Source organism: Paradesulfitobacterium aromaticivorans, from assembly GCF_054657415.1.
Window position 1 is genome coordinate 1,217,754 of record NZ_BAAHYT010000011.1, and the last position, 18,300, is coordinate 1,236,053.

Annotated in this window: 16 protein-coding genes; 4 read left to right on the forward strand and 12 right to left on the reverse strand. The window is 47.1% G+C overall.

From position 1 onward, the window contains the following. Window positions 1-2: 2 nt before the first annotated feature. The 10 genes from ACYQ2N_RS22750 to ACYQ2N_RS22795 form a co-directional block, all read right to left on the reverse strand. Window positions 3-1,250, reverse strand: coding sequence for an MFS transporter (locus tag ACYQ2N_RS22750; RefSeq protein WP_460001719.1), 1,248 nt, complete (start codon window positions 1,248-1,250; stop codon window positions 3-5). 47 nt (window positions 1,251-1,297) lie between these two features. Next, the gene (locus ACYQ2N_RS22755) at window positions 1,298-2,602 is read right to left on the reverse strand and encodes an alkaline phosphatase family protein (RefSeq protein WP_460001720.1); all 1,305 of its coding nucleotides are present in this window, start codon (window positions 2,600-2,602) and stop codon (window positions 1,298-1,300) included. A gap of 84 nt (window positions 2,603-2,686) precedes the next feature. Beyond that, complete coding sequence (locus ACYQ2N_RS22760) at window positions 2,687-4,561, reverse strand: YgiQ family radical SAM protein (protein ID WP_460001721.1); 1,875 nt, start codon at window positions 4,559-4,561, stop codon at window positions 2,687-2,689. Window positions 4,562-4,700: 139 nt separating this feature from the next. Beyond that, window positions 4,701-5,192, reverse strand: coding sequence for a YajQ family cyclic di-GMP-binding protein (locus ACYQ2N_RS22765; protein WP_460001723.1), 492 nt, complete (start codon window positions 5,190-5,192; stop codon window positions 4,701-4,703). Window positions 5,193-5,232: 40 nt separating this feature from the next. Beyond that, window positions 5,233-6,009: a helix-turn-helix domain-containing protein gene (locus tag ACYQ2N_RS22770; RefSeq protein ID WP_460001724.1), complete on the reverse strand. Its 777-nt coding sequence runs from the start codon at window positions 6,007-6,009 to the stop codon at window positions 5,233-5,235. A 44-nt stretch (window positions 6,010-6,053) separates the two neighbouring features. Continuing rightward, entirely contained in the window at window positions 6,054-6,743 is a 690-nt protein-coding gene (locus ACYQ2N_RS22775) for a DUF3388 domain-containing protein (protein ID WP_460001789.1), read from the reverse strand. Between the two features lie 73 nt (window positions 6,744-6,816). After that, window positions 6,817-7,854, reverse strand: coding sequence for a tRNA 2-selenouridine(34) synthase MnmH (mnmH, locus tag ACYQ2N_RS22780; RefSeq protein WP_460001725.1), 1,038 nt, complete (start codon window positions 7,852-7,854; stop codon window positions 6,817-6,819). Window positions 7,855-7,965: 111 nt separating this feature from the next. Next, window positions 7,966-10,404, reverse strand: coding sequence for an FtsK/SpoIIIE family DNA translocase (locus ACYQ2N_RS22785; RefSeq protein WP_460001726.1), 2,439 nt, complete (start codon window positions 10,402-10,404; stop codon window positions 7,966-7,968). 166 nt (window positions 10,405-10,570) lie between these two features. Next, window positions 10,571-11,287: a ClpP family protease gene (locus tag ACYQ2N_RS22790; protein ID WP_460001727.1), complete on the reverse strand. Its 717-nt coding sequence runs from the start codon at window positions 11,285-11,287 to the stop codon at window positions 10,571-10,573. Window positions 11,288-11,349: 62 nt separating this feature from the next. Further along, on the reverse strand, window positions 11,350-11,925 hold the full coding sequence (locus tag ACYQ2N_RS22795) for a uracil-DNA glycosylase (protein WP_460001790.1): 576 nt from the start codon (window positions 11,923-11,925) through the stop codon (window positions 11,350-11,352). A 287-nt stretch (window positions 11,926-12,212) separates the two neighbouring features. On the opposite strand from ACYQ2N_RS22795, the gene ACYQ2N_RS22800 reads away from it, so the two are divergent. Further along, the gene (locus ACYQ2N_RS22800) at window positions 12,213-12,542 is read left to right on the forward strand and encodes a hypothetical protein (RefSeq protein ID WP_460001728.1); all 330 of its coding nucleotides are present in this window, start codon (window positions 12,213-12,215) and stop codon (window positions 12,540-12,542) included. A 191-nt stretch (window positions 12,543-12,733) separates the two neighbouring features. Here the strand turns inward: ACYQ2N_RS22800 and ACYQ2N_RS22805 are convergent, their stop codons facing one another. Both ACYQ2N_RS22805 and ACYQ2N_RS22810 read right to left on the reverse strand, forming a co-directional pair. After that, window positions 12,734-14,803 carry a DNA topoisomerase III gene (locus ACYQ2N_RS22805; protein ID WP_460001729.1) on the reverse strand — a complete coding sequence of 690 codons (2,070 nt, stop codon included), beginning with the start codon at window positions 14,801-14,803 and terminating at the stop codon, window positions 12,734-12,736. Between the two features lie 24 nt (window positions 14,804-14,827). Beyond that, window positions 14,828-14,983 carry a hypothetical protein gene (locus ACYQ2N_RS22810; protein WP_460001730.1) on the reverse strand — a complete coding sequence of 52 codons (156 nt, stop codon included), beginning with the start codon at window positions 14,981-14,983 and terminating at the stop codon, window positions 14,828-14,830. A gap of 119 nt (window positions 14,984-15,102) precedes the next feature. On the opposite strand from ACYQ2N_RS22810, the gene ACYQ2N_RS22815 reads away from it, so the two are divergent. From ACYQ2N_RS22815 to ACYQ2N_RS22825, 3 genes are all read left to right on the forward strand, one after another. Then, window positions 15,103-16,659: an ABC-F family ATP-binding cassette domain-containing protein gene (locus tag ACYQ2N_RS22815; RefSeq protein ID WP_460001731.1), complete on the forward strand. Its 1,557-nt coding sequence runs from the start codon at window positions 15,103-15,105 to the stop codon at window positions 16,657-16,659. 142 nt (window positions 16,660-16,801) lie between these two features. Then, entirely contained in the window at window positions 16,802-18,043 is a 1,242-nt protein-coding gene (locus tag ACYQ2N_RS22820; protein WP_460001732.1) for a sigma 54-interacting transcriptional regulator, read from the forward strand. A gap of 17 nt (window positions 18,044-18,060) precedes the next feature. Then, window positions 18,061-18,264 carry a helix-turn-helix domain-containing protein gene (locus tag ACYQ2N_RS22825; protein ID WP_460001733.1) on the forward strand — a complete coding sequence of 68 codons (204 nt, stop codon included), beginning with the start codon at window positions 18,061-18,063 and terminating at the stop codon, window positions 18,262-18,264. Window positions 18,265-18,300: the final 36 nt, after the last annotated feature.

Genomic DNA, 18,300 nt, shown 5'->3' on the forward strand with positions numbered 1-18,300 from the left:
TGTCACTGTGCTTGCTGCGGAACCTTCATCAGGATGATTCCGCCAATGATAAACAGCAAGATAATACTAAAAACTCCGTTGTTGGTCCTGCCGGTAAGCTGGGTCACGATACCCACGAGGAACGGGCCCATGATCGCAGCAAACTTACCGAAAATGTTGTAAAAACCAAAGAACTCGTTGGCATTCTCCTTGGGCACAAGTTTTCCGAAATATGACCTGCTTAACGCCTGTAATCCCCCCTGGGAAGTTCCCACCAGCATGGCCAGGATCCAGAAATCGAGGGTGCTGTCTAAGAAGTAAGCATAAATACAGATTAAAGTATAAACGAATATTCCGACATAGAGCATCGTTTTTCCCCGGAATTTCCCCGCCAGCCAGCCGTAGAGAATCGCGAACGGAAAAGCCACAAACTGGGTTGCCAGGAGGATAATTAGTAAATTTGTGGTGCTGATACCCAGATCAGCCCCGTAAGAAGTAGCCATCTTAATAATAGTGTCTACCCCATCGATATAAAAGAAATAGGCCAGTAAGAATAAGAACACCGTTTTATGACTGCGGATATTTTTTAACGTTTTACCCAACCGTTTGAAGCTGTTTCGCACCGGGTTTGGCTCTACTTCAATTCCATATTCCTGGTTTACCTGCTTAAGCATAGGAATACTAAAGACCCCCCACCAGATGGCTGTGATGACAAAGGATAGTTTGCTGGCGTCGGCCACGGAAAGTGGTATTTTATTAAACTGAGACAAAATCACGATAGCCATGGAAAAGATAAAAGGTATCGTACTCCCGATATATCCTAAGGCATAGCCCAAGCTTGAAACCCGGTCCATTCGCTTTTCGGTCGTCACATCCACCAGAAAAGCGTCATAAAAAACATTACTTCCGGAAAAGCCTATGGCCGTGAGAATGTAGAAGATCAAAAGCAGCGGCCAGTATGTATTAGGCACTGTAGCCAGCAAGGCTGTAAACATCACTCCGAGCGCGAAAAACAAACTGAAGAACTTCTTCTTATATCCTTTGTAATCTGCCAGCGTCCCCAGGATGGGCGCAAGCACCGCCAACACAAGGGTAGCAAGCGAGTTGGCATATCCCCAATAAGCTGTAGACAGAGCTGCCTCTCCGCCCGCGTTGGCAAACACAGATTTAAAGTAGAGCGGGAGAATGGTGGATGTAACAGTAATTGTATACGCCGAGTTCCCCCAATCATATAAAGCCCAGCTGGTTTCCGTCTTACTGAGTTTGAACATAACCCACGTCCCTTCGCAATATTTCACAGGGGGAGAGGTTGTCGTGTCTACTCTAAAATCTCCTCGATAACCCTGCCATCCACATCTTGAAGACTAACACCTAGTAATTTCGCTATGGTCGGCCCTTCATCAATCAAACGCATTTCATCCAACACAACCCTTTTTTTAATCCCATTGCCTGCAGCCATGAAAACGGTGGTGTAATCCTTCTTAAACGGAGAATAGCCATGGGCTGCCTTCGTGTAATGCGGCACAACCCCTACTTGCTCAGGTCTGACCGTGGTAAGAATCTTCCCTTCAATATTATCCAAGAAATAATACCCGCGCTTGGCCTCAAGCATTAAGGCGGATTCCGGGTCAGCGCCCAACTTGAGAACCTCCGCATAGGAATAAATTGATTCTAAACAGGGATGTTCTTGATTGAACTTTTCCAATAAAGCCCGGATTTCGCGCACTACGCTTGCGTCTGTACCAGGCTTGACATAGACATATGCTGAACCGTCACAGCTTTTAACAATGGCTTCGAAGTTTACGATCCGGCCCCTGGCATCGACCTGAATATACCCTTTTTGTCTGAGCAATACATTGAATTTAATAATTTTGTCCTCATCCAGACTGCTGTGATCTCCGAGAACTATAAGGGTACTGTCTTGATAGATATTCATTTCTATCAAGGTTCGGATAATCTCACCCAGTCTTTGATCGAGCCTCTGTAGGGCACCACGGGCTTCAGCGGAATTAAATCCATGATAATGGCGCATGGTGTCTAAGTCGGTATAATGTACAAACGTCAGGTTCGGCTGTTTTTCTCTGATCGTATACAGCAGAGACTGATGTGTAAAGTTATCAAGATAAGGCTGCTTAAACTCTTGTCTGAGATGTCCAAACTTTTTGTTCAGGATGAATTGATAGAGGGGACTGCCATTGAGCAGAGAGACCATGATCTGGTTGTGCCAAGGCCTGTTGGCAATTATTTCCGGCATATTGTACTGAATGCGCGCTTTCCCTGTCACAGGCCATAATAAAGCGGCCACTTTCATTCCCTGGGCAACAGCTAAATCAAATAGAGTTTGCCCCTTGATATAGTGACGCTGCCAATACCAATCCGGGGATTTCCGATTCGGTTGCAAAAGAGTATTATTGATAATACCGTGATTTTTCGGGTATTTCCCGGTAACTATGGTAGCATGAGCCGGATATGTAAGAGTGGGATAGACACTATATACTTTTCGCGCATAGGAAGATCTTTGGATGAACTCCCGAAAATTAGGCAGCTTCTGGATGTAATCAAAGTCCAATGTTGAAAGTCCGTCAAAGGATATCACATACAGGGACTTTGTTAAGTTTTTCATTTAACCACTACCTATCTTTTCAGACATTATTCCTTCAAGAAGACGACATCCTTTATATTCTTACTCGGTCAAGTCTTGAGATATTTACATTTTTGCTTCGTGCCTCATGTTTCTATTCTCTCCGCCCCGCGCCTTTCCCGCCTGCCTTTCTCCCCCTTCCTTCCCTTTCCGTGGCCGAATCAGGCACTTCTGGCCGTACCCGATCAGGTCTTCCCGATGAGCAAGACGCAACGCCTCGGCCACCAAGTCATAGTTTTTGGGATCACGATACTGAATCAGGGCCCGCTGCATGGCCTTTTCCTTAGCGGTGCGCGGAACATAAACTTTTTCCAGAGATCTGGGATCAAGCCCCGTATAGTACATACAAGTAGACAAAGTTCCCGGCGTAGGAATAAAATCCTGTACCTGTTCCGGATTCACCCCCATATCACGCACATATTCAGCCAATTCCACCGCTTCTTTGAGCGTGCTTCCGGGGTGGGACGAGATTAGATAGGGCACGAGGTACTGCTTTTTCCCCAGTTCCTTGTTGATCCGTCCGTATTCCTCCACAAAACGGTCATACACTTTGCGACCGGGCTTACCCATGCGTTTTAAGACGGCCGGGCTGACATGCTCAGGTGCCACTTTCAACTGCCCACTAATATGATGCGCGCACAGTTCCCGCAAAAAAACACTATTCCTGTCAGCTAAAACCGCATCAAAACGGATTCCCGAGCGCACGAAGACCTTCTTCACCTTAGGCACCCGGCGCAAGCGCCGTAAAAGTTGGATATATTCGCTGTGGTCTGCATCAAGCTCAGGACAAGGCTCAGGAAAAAGACACTGTCGGTGCGCGCAGGCCCCTCTTTTCGTTTGTCCTTTACAGGCCGGTCGGCGGAAATTGGCTGTAGGTCCGCCTACATCATGAATATATCCCTTAAAATGAGGGCTTGTGGCCACTGCCTCCGCTTCCCGCACGATCGAATCAGCGCTCCGTCCCTGGACAATCCGGCCCTGATGAAAAGTGAGCGCACAGAAAGAGCAAGACCCATGACAGCCGCGTGAACTGGTAAGGCTAAACTCTACTTCTTTAATCGCAGGCACCCCGCCTTCCTGCTCATACACGGAATGATAAGTACGTGCATACGGAAGTTCATAGACCTCATCCATATCCTTCTCAGTCAATGGGAAAGAAGGAGGGTTTTGCACGACTCCTTCCCGTCCATGTTCTTGATAAAGTGCGCCCCCCCGGTAGGGATCCTGTTCCTGGTATTGCTGCCAGAACCCCTCAGCATAGCTTCTCTTACTCTCCGCTACTTCAGAATAAGACGGAATTACCTGCGCAGCCTCAGGTGGCTTTCCCCGCCAGGGAATCATAGTCCCCCTCACCTCCGTAACTGCACCGATACTTTCCCCCTCATGCAAACGACGTGCTACTTCCAAAATCGCATGCTCGCCCATCCCGAAAACTAAGAGGTCGGCCTGGCTGTCAAGCAGAATTGAGCGCCGAACCCGATCACTCCAATAGTCATAATGCGCAAACCGTCGGAGGGAGGCTTCTATGCCTCCGATAATGACCGGTACTCCCGTCAGAGCCTCCCGTACCCGGTTGGAATAAACAATTGTGGCCCGATCAGGTCTGAGACCGCTTTTACCCCCGGGCGCATACACATCTTGAGAACGCCTTTTTTTCGCTGCAGTATAGTGATTTACCATCGAGTCCAGGTTCCCGCCAGTGATGAGGCAGGCCAAGCGCGGCCGTCCCAAGATGCGAAACGCATCAATGTTTTTCCAGTCCGGCTGGGCAATAATCCCGACTTTATATCCTTCCCGTTCCAGCAGACGGGCAATAATGGCTGCGCCAAAACTAGGGTGGTCAATATACGCATCCCCCGTAATCATGATAAAATCCAACTCATCCCAGCCGCGCTCAACCATCTCTGACCTGCTAATGGGCAGGAAATTCTGCTTAGACATACTTTCAACCCCTAAAGCGCCGTTAAATTAGTGCAAACTCATACCTTTAGTAAAATTGCGTGTACTCCCAATACGGCCAAAAGCCTTGAGGAACACACGCAACTTAATCCTTAAACTTAAACTCAATCCTTGCAAAAAGTTAGCGGTAATTGATAAATTGAAGCTCAATCCCGAAATCTTCTTTGCGAAGTACGTTTATAACAGCCTGCAGGTCATCTTTGTTCTTCCCTACAACTCTAATTTGATCCCCTTGAATTGAACTCGTTACTTTGATCTTGCTGTCTTTAATTACTTTATTGACTAGCTTCGCTTTATCCTGGGATATCCCCTGCACAAGCTTAACTTCTTGGCGCACAGTATCCCCTGCTGCGGGTTGAATCTTTCCATATTCAAGGGCTCTTAATGATATATCACGCTTCACGAGTTTACTCTCTAAAATATCAGTGACATTGCGCAGCTTAAATTCATCATCCGAAACGAGGACGATTTTTTCCCCTTCCAAGGTAATCGATGACTTACTGTTTTTAAAATCAAACCTCTGTTCCATTTCTTTTTGCGCCTGATGCACAGAGTTTACCACTTCCGGCATCTCAACTTTGGACACGATATCGAATGAAGACTCCTTGGCCAAACCATTCTCTCCTTTACTTAAACCCTTATACTTAAAATCCTTACTGGGCTTTAATTACATTGTCTTTAGATAAGGCAATATTGCGAACGACCTGTCCAGACTTACCTAATTTCGGCAGCGGCTTATCATTCAATGTGATCGCCAGCCCTCCGGCATTGCCCACGTTTACCAGCTCAATTTTATCTTTAGCCTGTAATTCCTTAGTTGTCCCTGCAGGGAATGTCCCTTGCAAGGCAGGCTGACCGTCTACCTTGACCACAAGCCAGACATCTTCGATAAACACCAGCTTGGCTGACAATCCATTGGTGCTGGGAGCTTCAGTTGTTGCAGCAGGTTGAGTACTTGGTGGCGCAGCGGTATTTTCATTATTCTGCGGGTTGCTCGGTTCAGATGGGGCTGTTGGCAGGGCCGATGGGATATAAGCAGAATTTTGCGGCGTAACCTGAGGCCGCCGAGTCCAAGTCGAGATTCCAATAACCAACCCAATAGCAAATAAAGCCATGACCACAGCTACTAGTGGCCTCAGCCACAGGGGCTTAGCGCGTATAGGAGTAAGCGGTGCCTCCAGCACCGGCGCGGCCTCGGCAGTTGCGGAAGACTTGTAAAGGCTCAGAACCTCTTCCGGGTTTAGGCCAAGGTTTTTGGCATAAGTTCTCAGGAACCCTTTGATATAGGCATTCCCCGGAAGCACGGAGTAGTTCTCTTCTTCCAGTGCCTGCAAATAACGCACACGAATTTTACTTGCTTCTTCGGCCTCGGCCAAACTCCAGCCTCTAGCCTCACGAGCCTTGCACAGTATTTGCCCTTCTCCGGCCATAGCGACACCCTCCTTTACACCTCATTGTTCGCCTTATGCATGCGCTAACTAAGATCAAATGCTGAAAAGCTGGAAGCTACTTCCTCAGTACGGATAACATCTTCTTCACTGTGCCTTATCTCAACCAATAAGTCAAAATTCACCTTCAACTTTCCGTCACGCCTAAAAACATCCGGGTGTTCAATAATCTTCGGCGTGTTGATTTCCATTACCCGTGCCAGCAGGTTCCAGTGTTCAGGATTGCCGCGTGAGGTGCTGGTGATCCCGTCAATCAGAAAAATACTGTTTTCTGATTCATCCAACATTAAGGTTGTCCGTACAGTCTGGCGGATAATCGTTGAAGAAAGCAAGATCCACTTTTTATTGGCATATACGCAGGCCGCAATAGCAGCTTCTGTTTTCCCCACTCTCGGCATCCCGCGCACCCCAATAATCAAGTTTTCCCCTTCAACTAAAGTATCTCCTAAAAAGTCAACTAAAACTCCTAATTCTTCGCGTACAAAGCGGTAAGTAGGAGGATTTTCCGAAGCAACATCAAGCCTCTTGCCATGCCTCAGCGCAATTCGGTCCAGAGGGGTCGGAGAACGCAAGGCTATCACTTTAATCGCTTCAACCTGATCCAAAGCCGCCTTAAGCGCATTCATTTTAGCGTCGGACAGCACCCTCAGCAAAAAACCGCGCCTCCGGGATCCAGTGGCCGACACTGTCAGAATGTTGAATTCCAACATCCCCATCAAGGTCGTGACTGCACCGAGCAGCCCCGGTTTGTCCTGCTGAATCTCATATTCAAGATACAGAAGCTTTTCTTTATTGGGCCACCCTGTGCTCAAAATAGCGTTCCAACTCCCTTAAAGCCGACTTAGGCTCTTGATAATTAAGACAAAACTCATAGCCTAAACCCGGTTCGTTGGGATAACCATAAAGAGTGTCATAATATTCCACGAGCAAGCGTTTGGTAAACTGTGCAAGCTCACCCCCATCCAGTAATTCATGATACTGATGAATACGCTCATGCCCTAGGAGCTTAACCAGCCTGTCCAAAGCTTGCCTGATCTGGGGCATAGAATCGGGAAACTTGGTATACTCCTCCACTAGGCGGGCAACTCTGTGATCCAGGCTGTCATATATAAGTATCTGGGTACCGCTTTGCATCCCCGCAAAAAACCTTTCAGGAACTGTAACCCGACCAATACGCCTACTTTCACATTCTACAATCATATAATCATGATGCGGGAATTTCTTTATTTCTTCGTATAACATGGAATCAAACGCCTTTTGGCTGGGAGCTCCGCCGAGCCCGATCGCACCAAAAACCGAACCTCTGTTGTTTGCCAGCTTTTCCAGATCAATAGCAGGGTATCCGTCCTGACGCAATTTGTTAAGAATCTCAGTCTTCCCGACTCCGGTGTTGCCACGCAAAACAATGACATGCTTGTTAAAATCATGCTCAAAATACTCAACTATTTTACGACGGTAAGCTTTATACCCTCCCTGCAGGCGATAAACTGTCATTCCCATCAGATCGAGCACAGATGTCATAGACTTGCTGCGCATTCCCCCACGCCAGCAGAATACCACCAGCGAGCCTGCCGCACTTGCCTCTTCAGCCTTCTTGACCAAAGCAGGCAATTTAGGGCTTACAAATTTAAGTCCAAGTTCACGCGCCTGAGCCGGAGAAACTTGCGTGTAAGTTGTTCCGACTTCAGCTCTTTCTTCATTATTAAATAAAGGAAGATTTAGTGCTCCGGGAATTGTGGCCTCAGCAAATTCCCCTTCAGACCGGACATCCAGCAGAACAGGATTTGCCAAATCCTCAAGTTCTTCGACCGTTATCTCCTTAATCATTCCCTATTTTTCCTCTCAACTTGAATATATTCTACATTATATATCATAAATCCTGCCACAGATCTTGGCAAATTCCCGTATTAAACCAATTCTTAGCGCCCAATCACGCGGTTAATTCGCGTTAGCATCTGGCCAAGGTCCAAATTTCTGCTCAAACTGCCCCCGCGTAAGTAATACTTCCCGCGGTTTCGAGCCTTCATACCCTCCGACCACGCCCTTGTCTTCGAGCATATCCATGAGCCGAGCCGCCCGGGTATACCCTATGCGCAAGCGCCGCTGCAACAGGGAAACCGAGGCGTTTCCTGATTCGATAAAAAGCTGGGCTGCCTGATAGAAGAGTTCGTCTTCAGCTTCTTCCACTTTATTCGACCCTACTTCAATGTTAGGAATATCCTGGTACTCTGGTTTTGCCTGCTCCTGCAGAAATTTGACGACATTCTCAACCTCTTTATCAGCTAAGAAACAGCCCTGGACCCGCACAGGCTTGCTCGCACCCATTGGATAAAAAAGCATATCACCTCGACCGAGGAGTCTCTCGGCCCCATTCATATCGAGAATAGTGCGTGAATCGATCTGAGACGAAACTGCAAACGCAATGCGCGAGGGAATATTGGCTTTGATCAGTCCGGTAATAACATCCACCGACGGCCTCTGGGTCGCCACAATCAGGTGGATACCTGCTGCCCGCGCCATTTGGGCCAGGCGGCAGATTGCATCTTCCACATCCCCCGGGGCAACCATCATCAGGTCTGCTAATTCATCGATGATTACCACAACATAAGGGAGGGGCGGGTGCTCACTTTGTTTTTCTTGGCTTCTTAAAAAGTTATAACGGACAACATCCCTTACCCCTGCAGCCGCAAACAGTTCATAACGGGTTTCCATCTCCGTGACTATCCATTTCAGGGCTCCGGCCGCTTTTTTCGGATCAGTCACCACCGGTGCAATCAGATGCGGAATTCCGTTGTAAGTAGTAAGTTCCACCATCTTCGGGTCGACCAGCAAAAACTTCACCTCATCCGGGCGGGCTTTAAACAGAATGCTATGAATTAGAGTATTAACACACACTGATTTCCCTGACCCTGTGGCTCCGGCAATCAATAGGTGTGGCATTTTTGTCAAATCGGCCACAACCGGGGTTCCGGTAATATCTTTCCCTAAACACAGGCTTAATTTACTAGAAGCGCTTTGAAATTCAGGAGCATCCATCACTTCCCTGAAGTGGACGGTTGCAATCTCTCTGTTCGGCACCTCAATCCCTACCACAGATTTACCGGGAATAGGAGCCTCAATGCGCACATCCTGAGCAGCCAAGCTTAGGGCAATGTCGTCGGCCAAGTTTGTAATCTTGCTGACCTTGATCCCCGGAGCGGGTTGGGCCTCATAGCGGGTAATAGCTGGTCCCTGCGTCACATGAGTAACTTTGACTTTAACGCCAAAGCTGTCGAGCGTTTCTTCCAAGATCCGCACATTGTCCGCCAGATCTTTGTTTAAGCGTGAGTTTTTAACGCGCAGAGATTTGTGCAACAGTGTCAGCGGAGGAAGCTCATAATTACTGTCGGGGTACACCTGGCGCGACACTGGGGTGCCAGTGAGCCTGCCCGGCGGCAATATGCCGACCTGAGGGGTTTGCTGCGTACCCGCTAGTTTACCCTTAACATAACTATCATCAGCAGAGTACCCACTGGTATCTGCATAGCGTTCAGGTTCCGCGTGACGGCCCACTTGTCGGTCATACCCCACATTTTGCTCCCGATTAAATTCCGGTTCAGAGACATTGTCAGCAAAAGTACGAATAATCAGCGGCCTTTCCACGATATCCGGATCAAGCACCACTGATTTCTCGGCCCCGATCCCTTTTTTCTTATTAAAGACTTTACTTAACACCTTAGATCCCGTATTTATTTTCACTTCAGCCGATTCATAAGGCACATCATCTTCCTCCGGATTTTGCACGACGTAAATGAAATCCCCGACCTGATTTTTAAGCCAATGCCCTGCTTCTTTCCCTAGCCTCCAGGCTTCCCTAAGACCACCTACCAAAGAGCGGTTCACTACCAGGAGTGCTCCGATGAGCGCACCCATTCCCAATAGTACATACCCTCCCTGAACTCCAACTGCCGTCCTCAAAGCGAGGGCAATCACTGCCCCTATCAAGCCGCCTCCATGCCCAAGCTTTCCTTCCCTAAACATGTCTTGCTGGGAGAACGCCTGAATACCTGGCAGCTGAAAATGCATCAGCCCTAACATCACGAGCCACAGAAGCATCACCCCGACCGCCCGCCAGCCTGGGCGACGGGTGTGCTTACTCATAAAGGTTAGCCCCCAAAGTCCGATTAACACTAAAAGCCAGGCCCTGCCTCCGCCCGCTAAAGCAGTCAAAGCAAATCTTATATCTGCACCAACTACTCCGCTGCGGTCTGAATAGAGGGCGACAAAACCTAAGCAAGCCATGCCCACAATAAAAATGCCAATGACTTCGCTCTGGATATTCTCTTTTAAGCTCGGATTTTTTCGTTCATACTTGCGCCGAACTTTTTTATTAGCCACAAAGCTTCCTCCAAAACATTAACTAAGCCTAATCTATCAGGATTACACCGCTGTTGCGCTCGATGCCGTGTTGATCCCCGATAAAATTGCCTAAAGAATACTCCGCGAATTTCTTTTATGAGCAAAGGCTTGTCTGTAAATCATCCTTGCTGCACTTGCTAACTTCTTACTGTTTACCCGCGTTCTCCCCAATTAACCGGTTTAGCTCCGCATATGCCTCTTTAAGCCCACCGACTGAACCAATCAGGCCCACATCAACAGCTTTTTGCCCAACTAAAATAGTGCCAATATCCTGAGCCAGTTCCCCTGTCGTAAACATCAAGTCCTTCAATCCAGCTTCAGACATTGTTGAATGCTGAATAATAAAGTTATTTACCCGCTCTTGCATTTTTTGCAAATACTCGAATTGCTGGTGCCCATTAATAACCAAACCTGTGTACCGTATGGGATGCACAGTCATAGTTCCTGTAGGTGCGATAAAACTCCGAGTACAACTTACGGCAATGGGAATTCCGATACTGTGTCCTCCACCCAACACCAAGGATACACTCGGTTTGCTGAGGCTGCTAATAAGCTCAGAAATCGCCAACCCCGCTTCCACATCTCCTCCTGCGGTATTCAGCATAACCAGCAAACCCTCAATCTTCTGGTTTTGTTCTACTGCGACTAACTGCGGGATCACATGCTCGTATTTAGTTGTCTTGGACTGCGGCGGCAGGATTTGATGCCCTTCAATCTGTCCTATAATTGTTAAGGTAAAAATATTACCTGGCGGTTCCGGCAGGCGGAGTTCCCCCACTTGTTTGAGGTTTTCGACAGCACTTTCTCTATGTCCTTCATCCGGAGTTTCTTCATTCTTCGTCAACGCTGAAATTCCCTTCATTTTTTAAGACCCCTCCATATTTTATTAACAAATCATCTTTAGTATGGAGAGTTGGCAGGGATTCAATGCAGACGCTCATTATGAACAGTTTGGCTAATCTTCCTAAAATCCTCCCAGGCCGGTTTGCGTAGCGCGGGATTGCGCAAGATTGCCGCCGGATGGTAAGTCGGCATAATTAAGACATTACCTCTTTCAAACCATTGTCCATGGCTTTGCCCCATCTTGAGATTCGGCTCAAGAATTCCATGAGAAGCAGCTAACCCAAGAAGAACCATAAACCGGGGACGCATCACGGCAAACTGCTGCCTGAGCCACGGCAAACAAGCCTGCATTTCTTGCGTGTTGGGAGTTCTGTTTCCGGGTGGCCTGCATTTGACAATGTTCGTTATATACACCGTTTCGCGCGGCAGTTCCGCCGCCAGTAAAATCTTGTCAAGAAGCTGTCCAGCTTTGCCCACAAACGGCCTACCTAGTTCATCCTCTGTCTGTCCTGGCCCTTCCCCGACAAACATCACCGGAGAATCAATGTTCCCCTCGCCAAAGACTACCCCGCGGCATCCTGAGCGTAAGCCACAGTTTGCACACTCTTTGGCCCTATGTTCCAAGTCCTTCAGACTATTCATTTTCATTTCGCTCACAGAATCCAATTAGACCATCCCTTGTCCTGTAAACGCTAGCTGCCTGCGTCTCGCGTTTTCTATAATATATCTAATTCTAGCCGGACAGCTAAAACTCCTGCTGGGTCACATACTGAAGTCGTACCCCTACACAATTAGACGAAACACAATCCGACACCAAGCTGTGCTCAAACAAATCGTTTCGCTCATATGCAGAAATTCGAAGAGTAAAGGTTATAATATTCTCGAAAAGGGCCTGACAACTAGGGCTGTACGCCAAACAAAGGAGAAATTAAAGGAGCGATTATATGTATGACTTAACCGGCGATCAGGAAGAGTTTATCTTAGCCAATTTCAAAGAAGTCATTGATAGCCAGGATACTTCCTTAATCGCAGACGACCTTTATAACCATCTTAACTTAAACTGCAACTTTTCTTCTTATTTTGGCTTGGATGGGTTTCGTGATGCTTTTACCGGGGAAGACGGCTTTAGGGAATTTGCGGAACGCTTTGACCGGCAATCTGCGTTAAGTCAATGGGTCGAATCTCCGGAAATCAGCAAGAGGTTTGCAAACCTTAATAACAGCATAGTTGACTATGCTACCAACCGGTTGAGACAGCCTCCTTCAATTCATTAGCCTATTACTTAAAAAGACCCTTTCTATGCGGTTCTAACCGAAAAGAGAGGGTCTTTATTTTAACTGGAAAAGGCCTCAAGACGCAATACACTAAAACCGCCAACTTCGTGATAATAAACCAATTCTCCATCTCTAGCCTATCCTTATTTCCATATCGCCTAAAATGTGAACTTTCTGATGCACCCAAAGTATCACTTCTTATCCTTCTCCTGTTTAGCCATCGCTTCCTTAAACAGTTCTGCCAAACTGTTGCCAATGGACCCTTGGTCACTGTACTGATCAATTAATCTCTGGTTCGTTTGGCTGGCCCGCTTCGAACTGGTAAACCCTACGCTTTCTTTTTCCGGCTGGCGGTGTCCGCAATTTCGATCCTGACACACAAACATTTTGCCCCGTTTGCCTTTAACCAGCAGCATATACTTGCCGCAGACCGGACACTTCGTCTTGGAAACATTATCTGCTTTATAGACCGTATCATCCACAACAACATTACGTACCAGGGCCTGGGTATTCTCCCGGATGCCGCTTATGAACTTATTTCGGCTGCCTTTACCCCGCGCAATATCAGTCAAACTCTGTTCCCATTGGGCCGTGAGTTCCGGGCTCCTAAGCTCGGGTGCCACCAAGCTAATGAGCTGGATTCCTTTAGAGGTCGGAACTAACTCCTTGCCAGAGCGTTCAACATAGAAAGCAGAAATGATTTTTTCAATAATCTCCGCCCGCGTCGCAGGAGTTCCCAACCCGCCGCCCTTAATGCTCTCCCGTAATTCCTCATCTTCAATAAATTTACCCGCACCTTCCATAGCTGAGAGCAACGTCGCTTCGGTATAGCGCGCCGGGGGCTTCGTCTTGCCCTTATTCGCTTTGAGCGTTTTAAGCGGCCTCTCTTCCCCTTTGCTCAGATTCGTAAGCGTTTGCTCGGGCAGATTCTCTTCTTTCCCCTCTTCCCGTTCGCTTAGGTGAAAAGCCACCGCCCGCCAACCTTGGTCTATCACTACTTTTCCTCTGGCATAGAAACTCTCTCCATTAACATGGGTAACCAACGTAAGCTGGTCATAGCGATAAGGAGGATACAGCACAGCCAGAAAACGGCGGGCAATCAGATCGTAGAGGATCTTTTCATCCCCTGTAAGCGTTTCAAGTTTGAGGGGTTGTTCCGTAGGAATAATAGCATGGTGATCGGAAACCTTGCTATCGTCAACAAAACGCTTGGACGGAGTTAACGATTTCTGCAAAAGTGTCTTGGCTGCCTGCGCGTAAGGCCCCACGGCCATACTATTTAGTCTGGCCGCAAGCGTAGGCACAATATCAGCTGAAATATAACGCGAATCCGTACGGGGATAGGTGACAAGCTTATGTCTTTCATATAAATTTTGCAGGACACTTAACGTTTTCTGGGCAGAAAAGCTTAACCGGCGGTTAGCATCCCGCTGTAATTCTGTCAAGTCATACGCCAGAGGAGCCGGTTCGCTTTTCCCTTCCCGACGCATGTCAGAGATTTTACCGGTATGCCCATTTAACTTCGTTAGTAGTGCTTCAACCCTGGGATAATCGAAAATACGACTGCCATCTTTGCTACGCCAATCCCCGAAAAAGTCTCCAAAATCGGCCCGAACAGTCCAGTAGTCCACAGGTGCAAAGTTTTTGATTTCTTCTTCTCGCCGCACAATCATAGCTAAGGTTGGAGTTTGAACCCGGCCGGCGGTAAGTTGAGCATTAAATTTACAGGTTAAAGCTCGGGTCACGTTGAGCCCGATTAGCCAATCAGCCTCTGCCCTGCATGACGCCGCCTCATAGAGATTGTTATACTCTGTCCCCGGTTTTAAGTTTGCAAAACCCGCCTTAATTGCAGTATCAGTTTGCGAAGAAATCCAGAGACGCTTAAATGGTTTCTTCCAGTTAGCGAGCTTCATGATCCAGCGAGCAACCAACTCGCCTTCCCGTCCGGCATCAGTAGCAATTACTAATTCCCCAATATCCTGCCGTTTCATCAACTGAGAAACGACTTTATACTGCTGGGATGTCTGGCGAATCGTCTTCAGCTTCATATTTTCAGGCAACATTGGCAAATCTTCCAACCGCCACTGTTTATATTTCTGATCATAATCCTCCGGTTCGGCCAACGTCACCAAATGTCCTAGGGCCCAGGTCACAACATACTTTGACCCTTCCATGTATCCTTTGTTCTTCACGTTACAGTTAAGAACCCGGGCAATTTCCCGGGCTACACTTGGCTTTTCCGCCAATACCAGTGATTTCATGACCAACGACCTTTCTCTCCGCTTCTACTTATCGAATAAGCCACCCTTTTTATGCTTCTTCTTTTCCTGTTGGCGACTGCCCAAACTGTTCTGACCGCGCTGCCATCCCTTTTGACTAGCACTTTTTTGCTTTTTCTCTTCAATAATTTTAAGCATAGCTTCCCGTGTTTTGTCCTCCATTTTACACCTTCTCTATTACAAATTTTGTTATTTGAAACTTCATTCTTAATATTATAACATACTAGCGCGAGCATGGTACGGTGGTATATGGTGAACGAAAAATAATGAAGGAGTTAGATATGAGCATCTTAAATGTTGAAAATGTTACTCACGGCTTTGGTGGCCGGCAAATCCTTGAAGATACTTCCTTCCGCTTACTCAAAGGTGAACACGTTGGCTTAATCGGTGCCAATGGGGAAGGAAAGTCTACTTTTTTAGATATTATCACGGGTAAGCTTAGTCCTGACCGGGGTAAGGTAGAATGGTCCAACCGCGTCAGTGTCGGGTACCTGGATCAGCATAGCGTCTTAACTAAAGGAAAAACCATTCGTGATGTTTTAAGAGAAGCTTTCCAAGGAATGTTCAAACTTGAGGCTGAAATGCTTGAACTTTATAACCTTATGGCCGAGGCCTCAGAAGAGCAGATGAACAAGATGATGGAAGATGTAGGAGAAATCCAAACCATTCTTGAGCATAATGGCTTTTATACAATTGATGCGAAAATCGAAGAAGTTGCCAACGGCTTGGGCTTAGGTGCAATTGGCTTAGACAAAGATGTCACAGATTTAAGTGGTGGTCAACGAACCAAAGTACTTCTTACTAAACTTTTGCTACAAAAACCTACGATTTTAATTCTTGACGAGCCAACCAACTATTTGGATGTAGAGCACATCACATGGCTTAGTAGTTACCTCAAGAACTATGAGAATGCTTTTATCCTTGTTTCGCACGATATCCCCTTTCTAAATGACGTCGTCAACGTCATTTATCATGTTGAGAATACCATTTTAACCCGGTACACGGGAAACTATGAGCAGTTTATGCAGCTTCATTCCGTTAGAAAAGAGCAAGAACTAAAGGCCTACGAAAAGCAACAAAAAGAAGTTGACCGCTTGGAAGATTTCATTGCCCGCAATAAAGCGAGAATATCTACAACAGGCCGAGCAAAGAGCCGTCAAAAGCAGCTTGACAAGATGGATATCATGGAAAAACCCAAAGAGAAAATTAGACCGCAATTTAAGTTTAAAGAGGCACGCAGTCCCGGCCGAATAATCTTCGAAGCAGTAAATCTCGTTTTAGGCTATAATGAACCCTTAACCCGTCCGATCAACTTAAAGCTGGAACGCGGACAAAAAGTGGCCCTACGGGGTGTGAACGGTGTCGGGAAAACCACTCTGCTTAAAACTTTATTGGGAAGCATATCACCCATCCAAGGAGACGTCATACTTGGCGATTATCTCTATCCCGGTTATTTCGAGCAAGAATCTAGCCGAAATAATACCAACACTCCTTTGGAAGAAATCTGGAGCGAGTACCCCGGACTTACTAATTACGAAGTAAGACAGGCTCTAGCGAAATGCGGACTAACCAATGAGCACATCTCCAATAAAATGATGGTCTTAAGTGGTGGGGAAGGCGCTAAAGTCCGACTTTGTAAGCTCATGCTCAAAGAAATCAATTGGCTCGTACTCGATGAGCCGACAAACCATCTTGATGTTGACGCCAAAGAAGAACTAAAAAGGGCGATCAAAGAGTTCAAAGGTACAGTACTCCTCGTTTCGCACGAGCCCGAGTTCTATGAGGATTGGGTTACCGATGTGTGGAATCTCGAACAGTGGACCACTAAAATTGTATAGTATTATCGGCCCTGTGCTTCTTTCCTGTGCTTCTTTTTGATGAAATATTTCCCTTACAGCAGGAATTGCTATGGCTATGACGAAACCTAAATACAGGTATTATGTGAACATCCTGCGCGTTTGAATTTAGGGGGCGATCATAATGGATAGTCTACGTCTTGTCCTCTATCAGTTGGGTGAAACTGTGGGTCTCACCCTACAATGCGCTGACTTCCCTGAGTTGGTAAAAACTCTTTCTTCCTTAGGATTTGGCAATGTCCGCATCGACTGGAAAAATGAATGGCCTGTATTCCGCATTTCTGATCACAGTTGGCCAAGACTTTCTGCCGGGATGGCCTCATGTTTTTTTCAGGCCGGTTTTTTGGCCGGATGCTTGCAGAATCTTTGGCAGAAAAAGATCAATGTTCGGGAAACTAAATGCCTGAGCCTTGGTGATACCTGTTGTGAATTTACGGTTTTGCCTTTTTCCCACCGGCAACCCTACGCGTCCGCACCAGTGGATCAGCCCAATGCCGAAGAGATAAACAAATTATTGATCAATTCATTTTTAGACTTACAAAGACAATGGCTGCAGCCCCGGGGCTCTTTACGTGAAAGCGGCGACAATTTACCGAAAAAAACCGAAAGAACTCTGCCCGCTCCGGTATTTACGCTTGACGACCTGAAAGGAATATCCGAAAGTATCAGTTATTTGAAGAAAATAGCTGCCAGAGCCGCCCGTTCGGATTTTACCGTACTTGTTCAAGGCGAGTCCGGCACAGGTAAAGAGTTGTTAGCTCATGCCATCCATCATATGAGCCGGCGGGCGGAAAACCCGTTGATCAGTTTAAACTGTGCCGCTGTCCCGGACAATCTTTGGGAAGCAGAGTTTTTCGGGTATGAAGAAGGTTCTTTCACGGGGGCGAAAAAGGGCGGAAATCCCGGTAAAATTGAACTTGCCCATCAAGGTACCCTTTTTTTAGATGAAATAGGTGACATGCCCTTGGCCATGCAGGCCAAGTTACTACGGGTCTTGCAATATGGCGAAGTGCAGAAACTGGGCTGCACCAGCCGGCTGGAAGTGGATGTGCGTTTGATCGCCGCTTCCAATAGGAATTTAACCAGGCTGGTGGAGGAGGGAGGGTTCCGGGAAGATCTTTACTATCGCTTGAATGTCATTCGCTTGGAAGTTCCGCCTCTGCGCGAGCGCCCGGAGGATATTCCGGTTCTCGTTCAGCACATTCTGTCCAAGCTAAACCGGAAGTATCCGGAATGCAGTAAGGAAATCACCTCCACCGCGATTGAACGCCTGCAAAAATATGTTTGGCCCGGTAATGTGCGGGAACTGGAAAACATTATGGAAAGAGCCTTTTCTCTCTGCTTGATTCCGGGATTATTGACTTAAATGATCTGCTTGCTTTCATGCCTTCTAATTTATCTCCGCCGAACGGGCGCAGTACCGGCTCCCTCAAAACCAGCTTGGCCGAGATTGAGCGGGAACTCATCTTAGAAGCTATTGAAACCGCAGCAGGCAACCGGAGTAAAGCTGCCAGAATTTTAGGTCTGTCTCGTTCCACTTTTCATCTTAAGTTGAAGCAGCATAACATTGTTCTGACGGAGGACTAGCCCTCATGAAGCAGAGCTATTGATTTTGCCTTTAAA

What these genes read in the sequence shown, in the direction of transcription:
- ACYQ2N_RS22750 (WP_460001719.1), bottom strand. Translation starts at nt 1,250, where the DNA reads ATGTTCAAACTCAGTAAGACGGAAACCAGCTGGGCTTTATATGATTGG.
- ACYQ2N_RS22755 (WP_460001720.1), bottom strand. Translation starts at nt 2,602, where the DNA reads ATGAAAAACTTAACAAAGTCCCTGTATGTGATATCCTTTGACGGACTT.
- ACYQ2N_RS22760 (WP_460001721.1), bottom strand. Translation starts at nt 4,561, where the DNA reads ATGTCTAAGCAGAATTTCCTGCCCATTAGCAGGTCAGAGATGGTTGAG.
- ACYQ2N_RS22770 (WP_460001724.1), bottom strand. Translation starts at nt 6,009, where the DNA reads ATGGCCGGAGAAGGGCAAATACTGTGCAAGGCTCGTGAGGCTAGAGGC.
- ACYQ2N_RS22775 (WP_460001789.1), bottom strand. Translation starts at nt 6,743, where the DNA reads ATGGGGATGTTGGAATTCAACATTCTGACAGTGTCGGCCACTGGATCC.
- mnmH (WP_460001725.1), bottom strand. Translation starts at nt 7,854, where the DNA reads ATGATTAAGGAGATAACGGTCGAAGAACTTGAGGATTTGGCAAATCCT.
- ACYQ2N_RS22790 (WP_460001727.1), bottom strand. Translation starts at nt 11,287, where the DNA reads ATGAAGGGAATTTCAGCGTTGACGAAGAATGAAGAAACTCCGGATGAA.
- ACYQ2N_RS22800 (WP_460001728.1), top strand. Translation starts at nt 12,213, where the DNA reads ATGTATGACTTAACCGGCGATCAGGAAGAGTTTATCTTAGCCAATTTC.
- ACYQ2N_RS22805 (WP_460001729.1), bottom strand. Translation starts at nt 14,803, where the DNA reads ATGAAATCACTGGTATTGGCGGAAAAGCCAAGTGTAGCCCGGGAAATT.
- ACYQ2N_RS22810 (WP_460001730.1), bottom strand. Translation starts at nt 14,983, where the DNA reads ATGGAGGACAAAACACGGGAAGCTATGCTTAAAATTATTGAAGAGAAA.
- ACYQ2N_RS22815 (WP_460001731.1), top strand. Translation starts at nt 15,103, where the DNA reads ATGAGCATCTTAAATGTTGAAAATGTTACTCACGGCTTTGGTGGCCGG.
- ACYQ2N_RS22820 (WP_460001732.1), top strand. Translation starts at nt 16,802, where the DNA reads ATGGATAGTCTACGTCTTGTCCTCTATCAGTTGGGTGAAACTGTGGGT.
- ACYQ2N_RS22825 (WP_460001733.1), top strand. Translation starts at nt 18,061, where the DNA reads ATGCCTTCTAATTTATCTCCGCCGAACGGGCGCAGTACCGGCTCCCTC.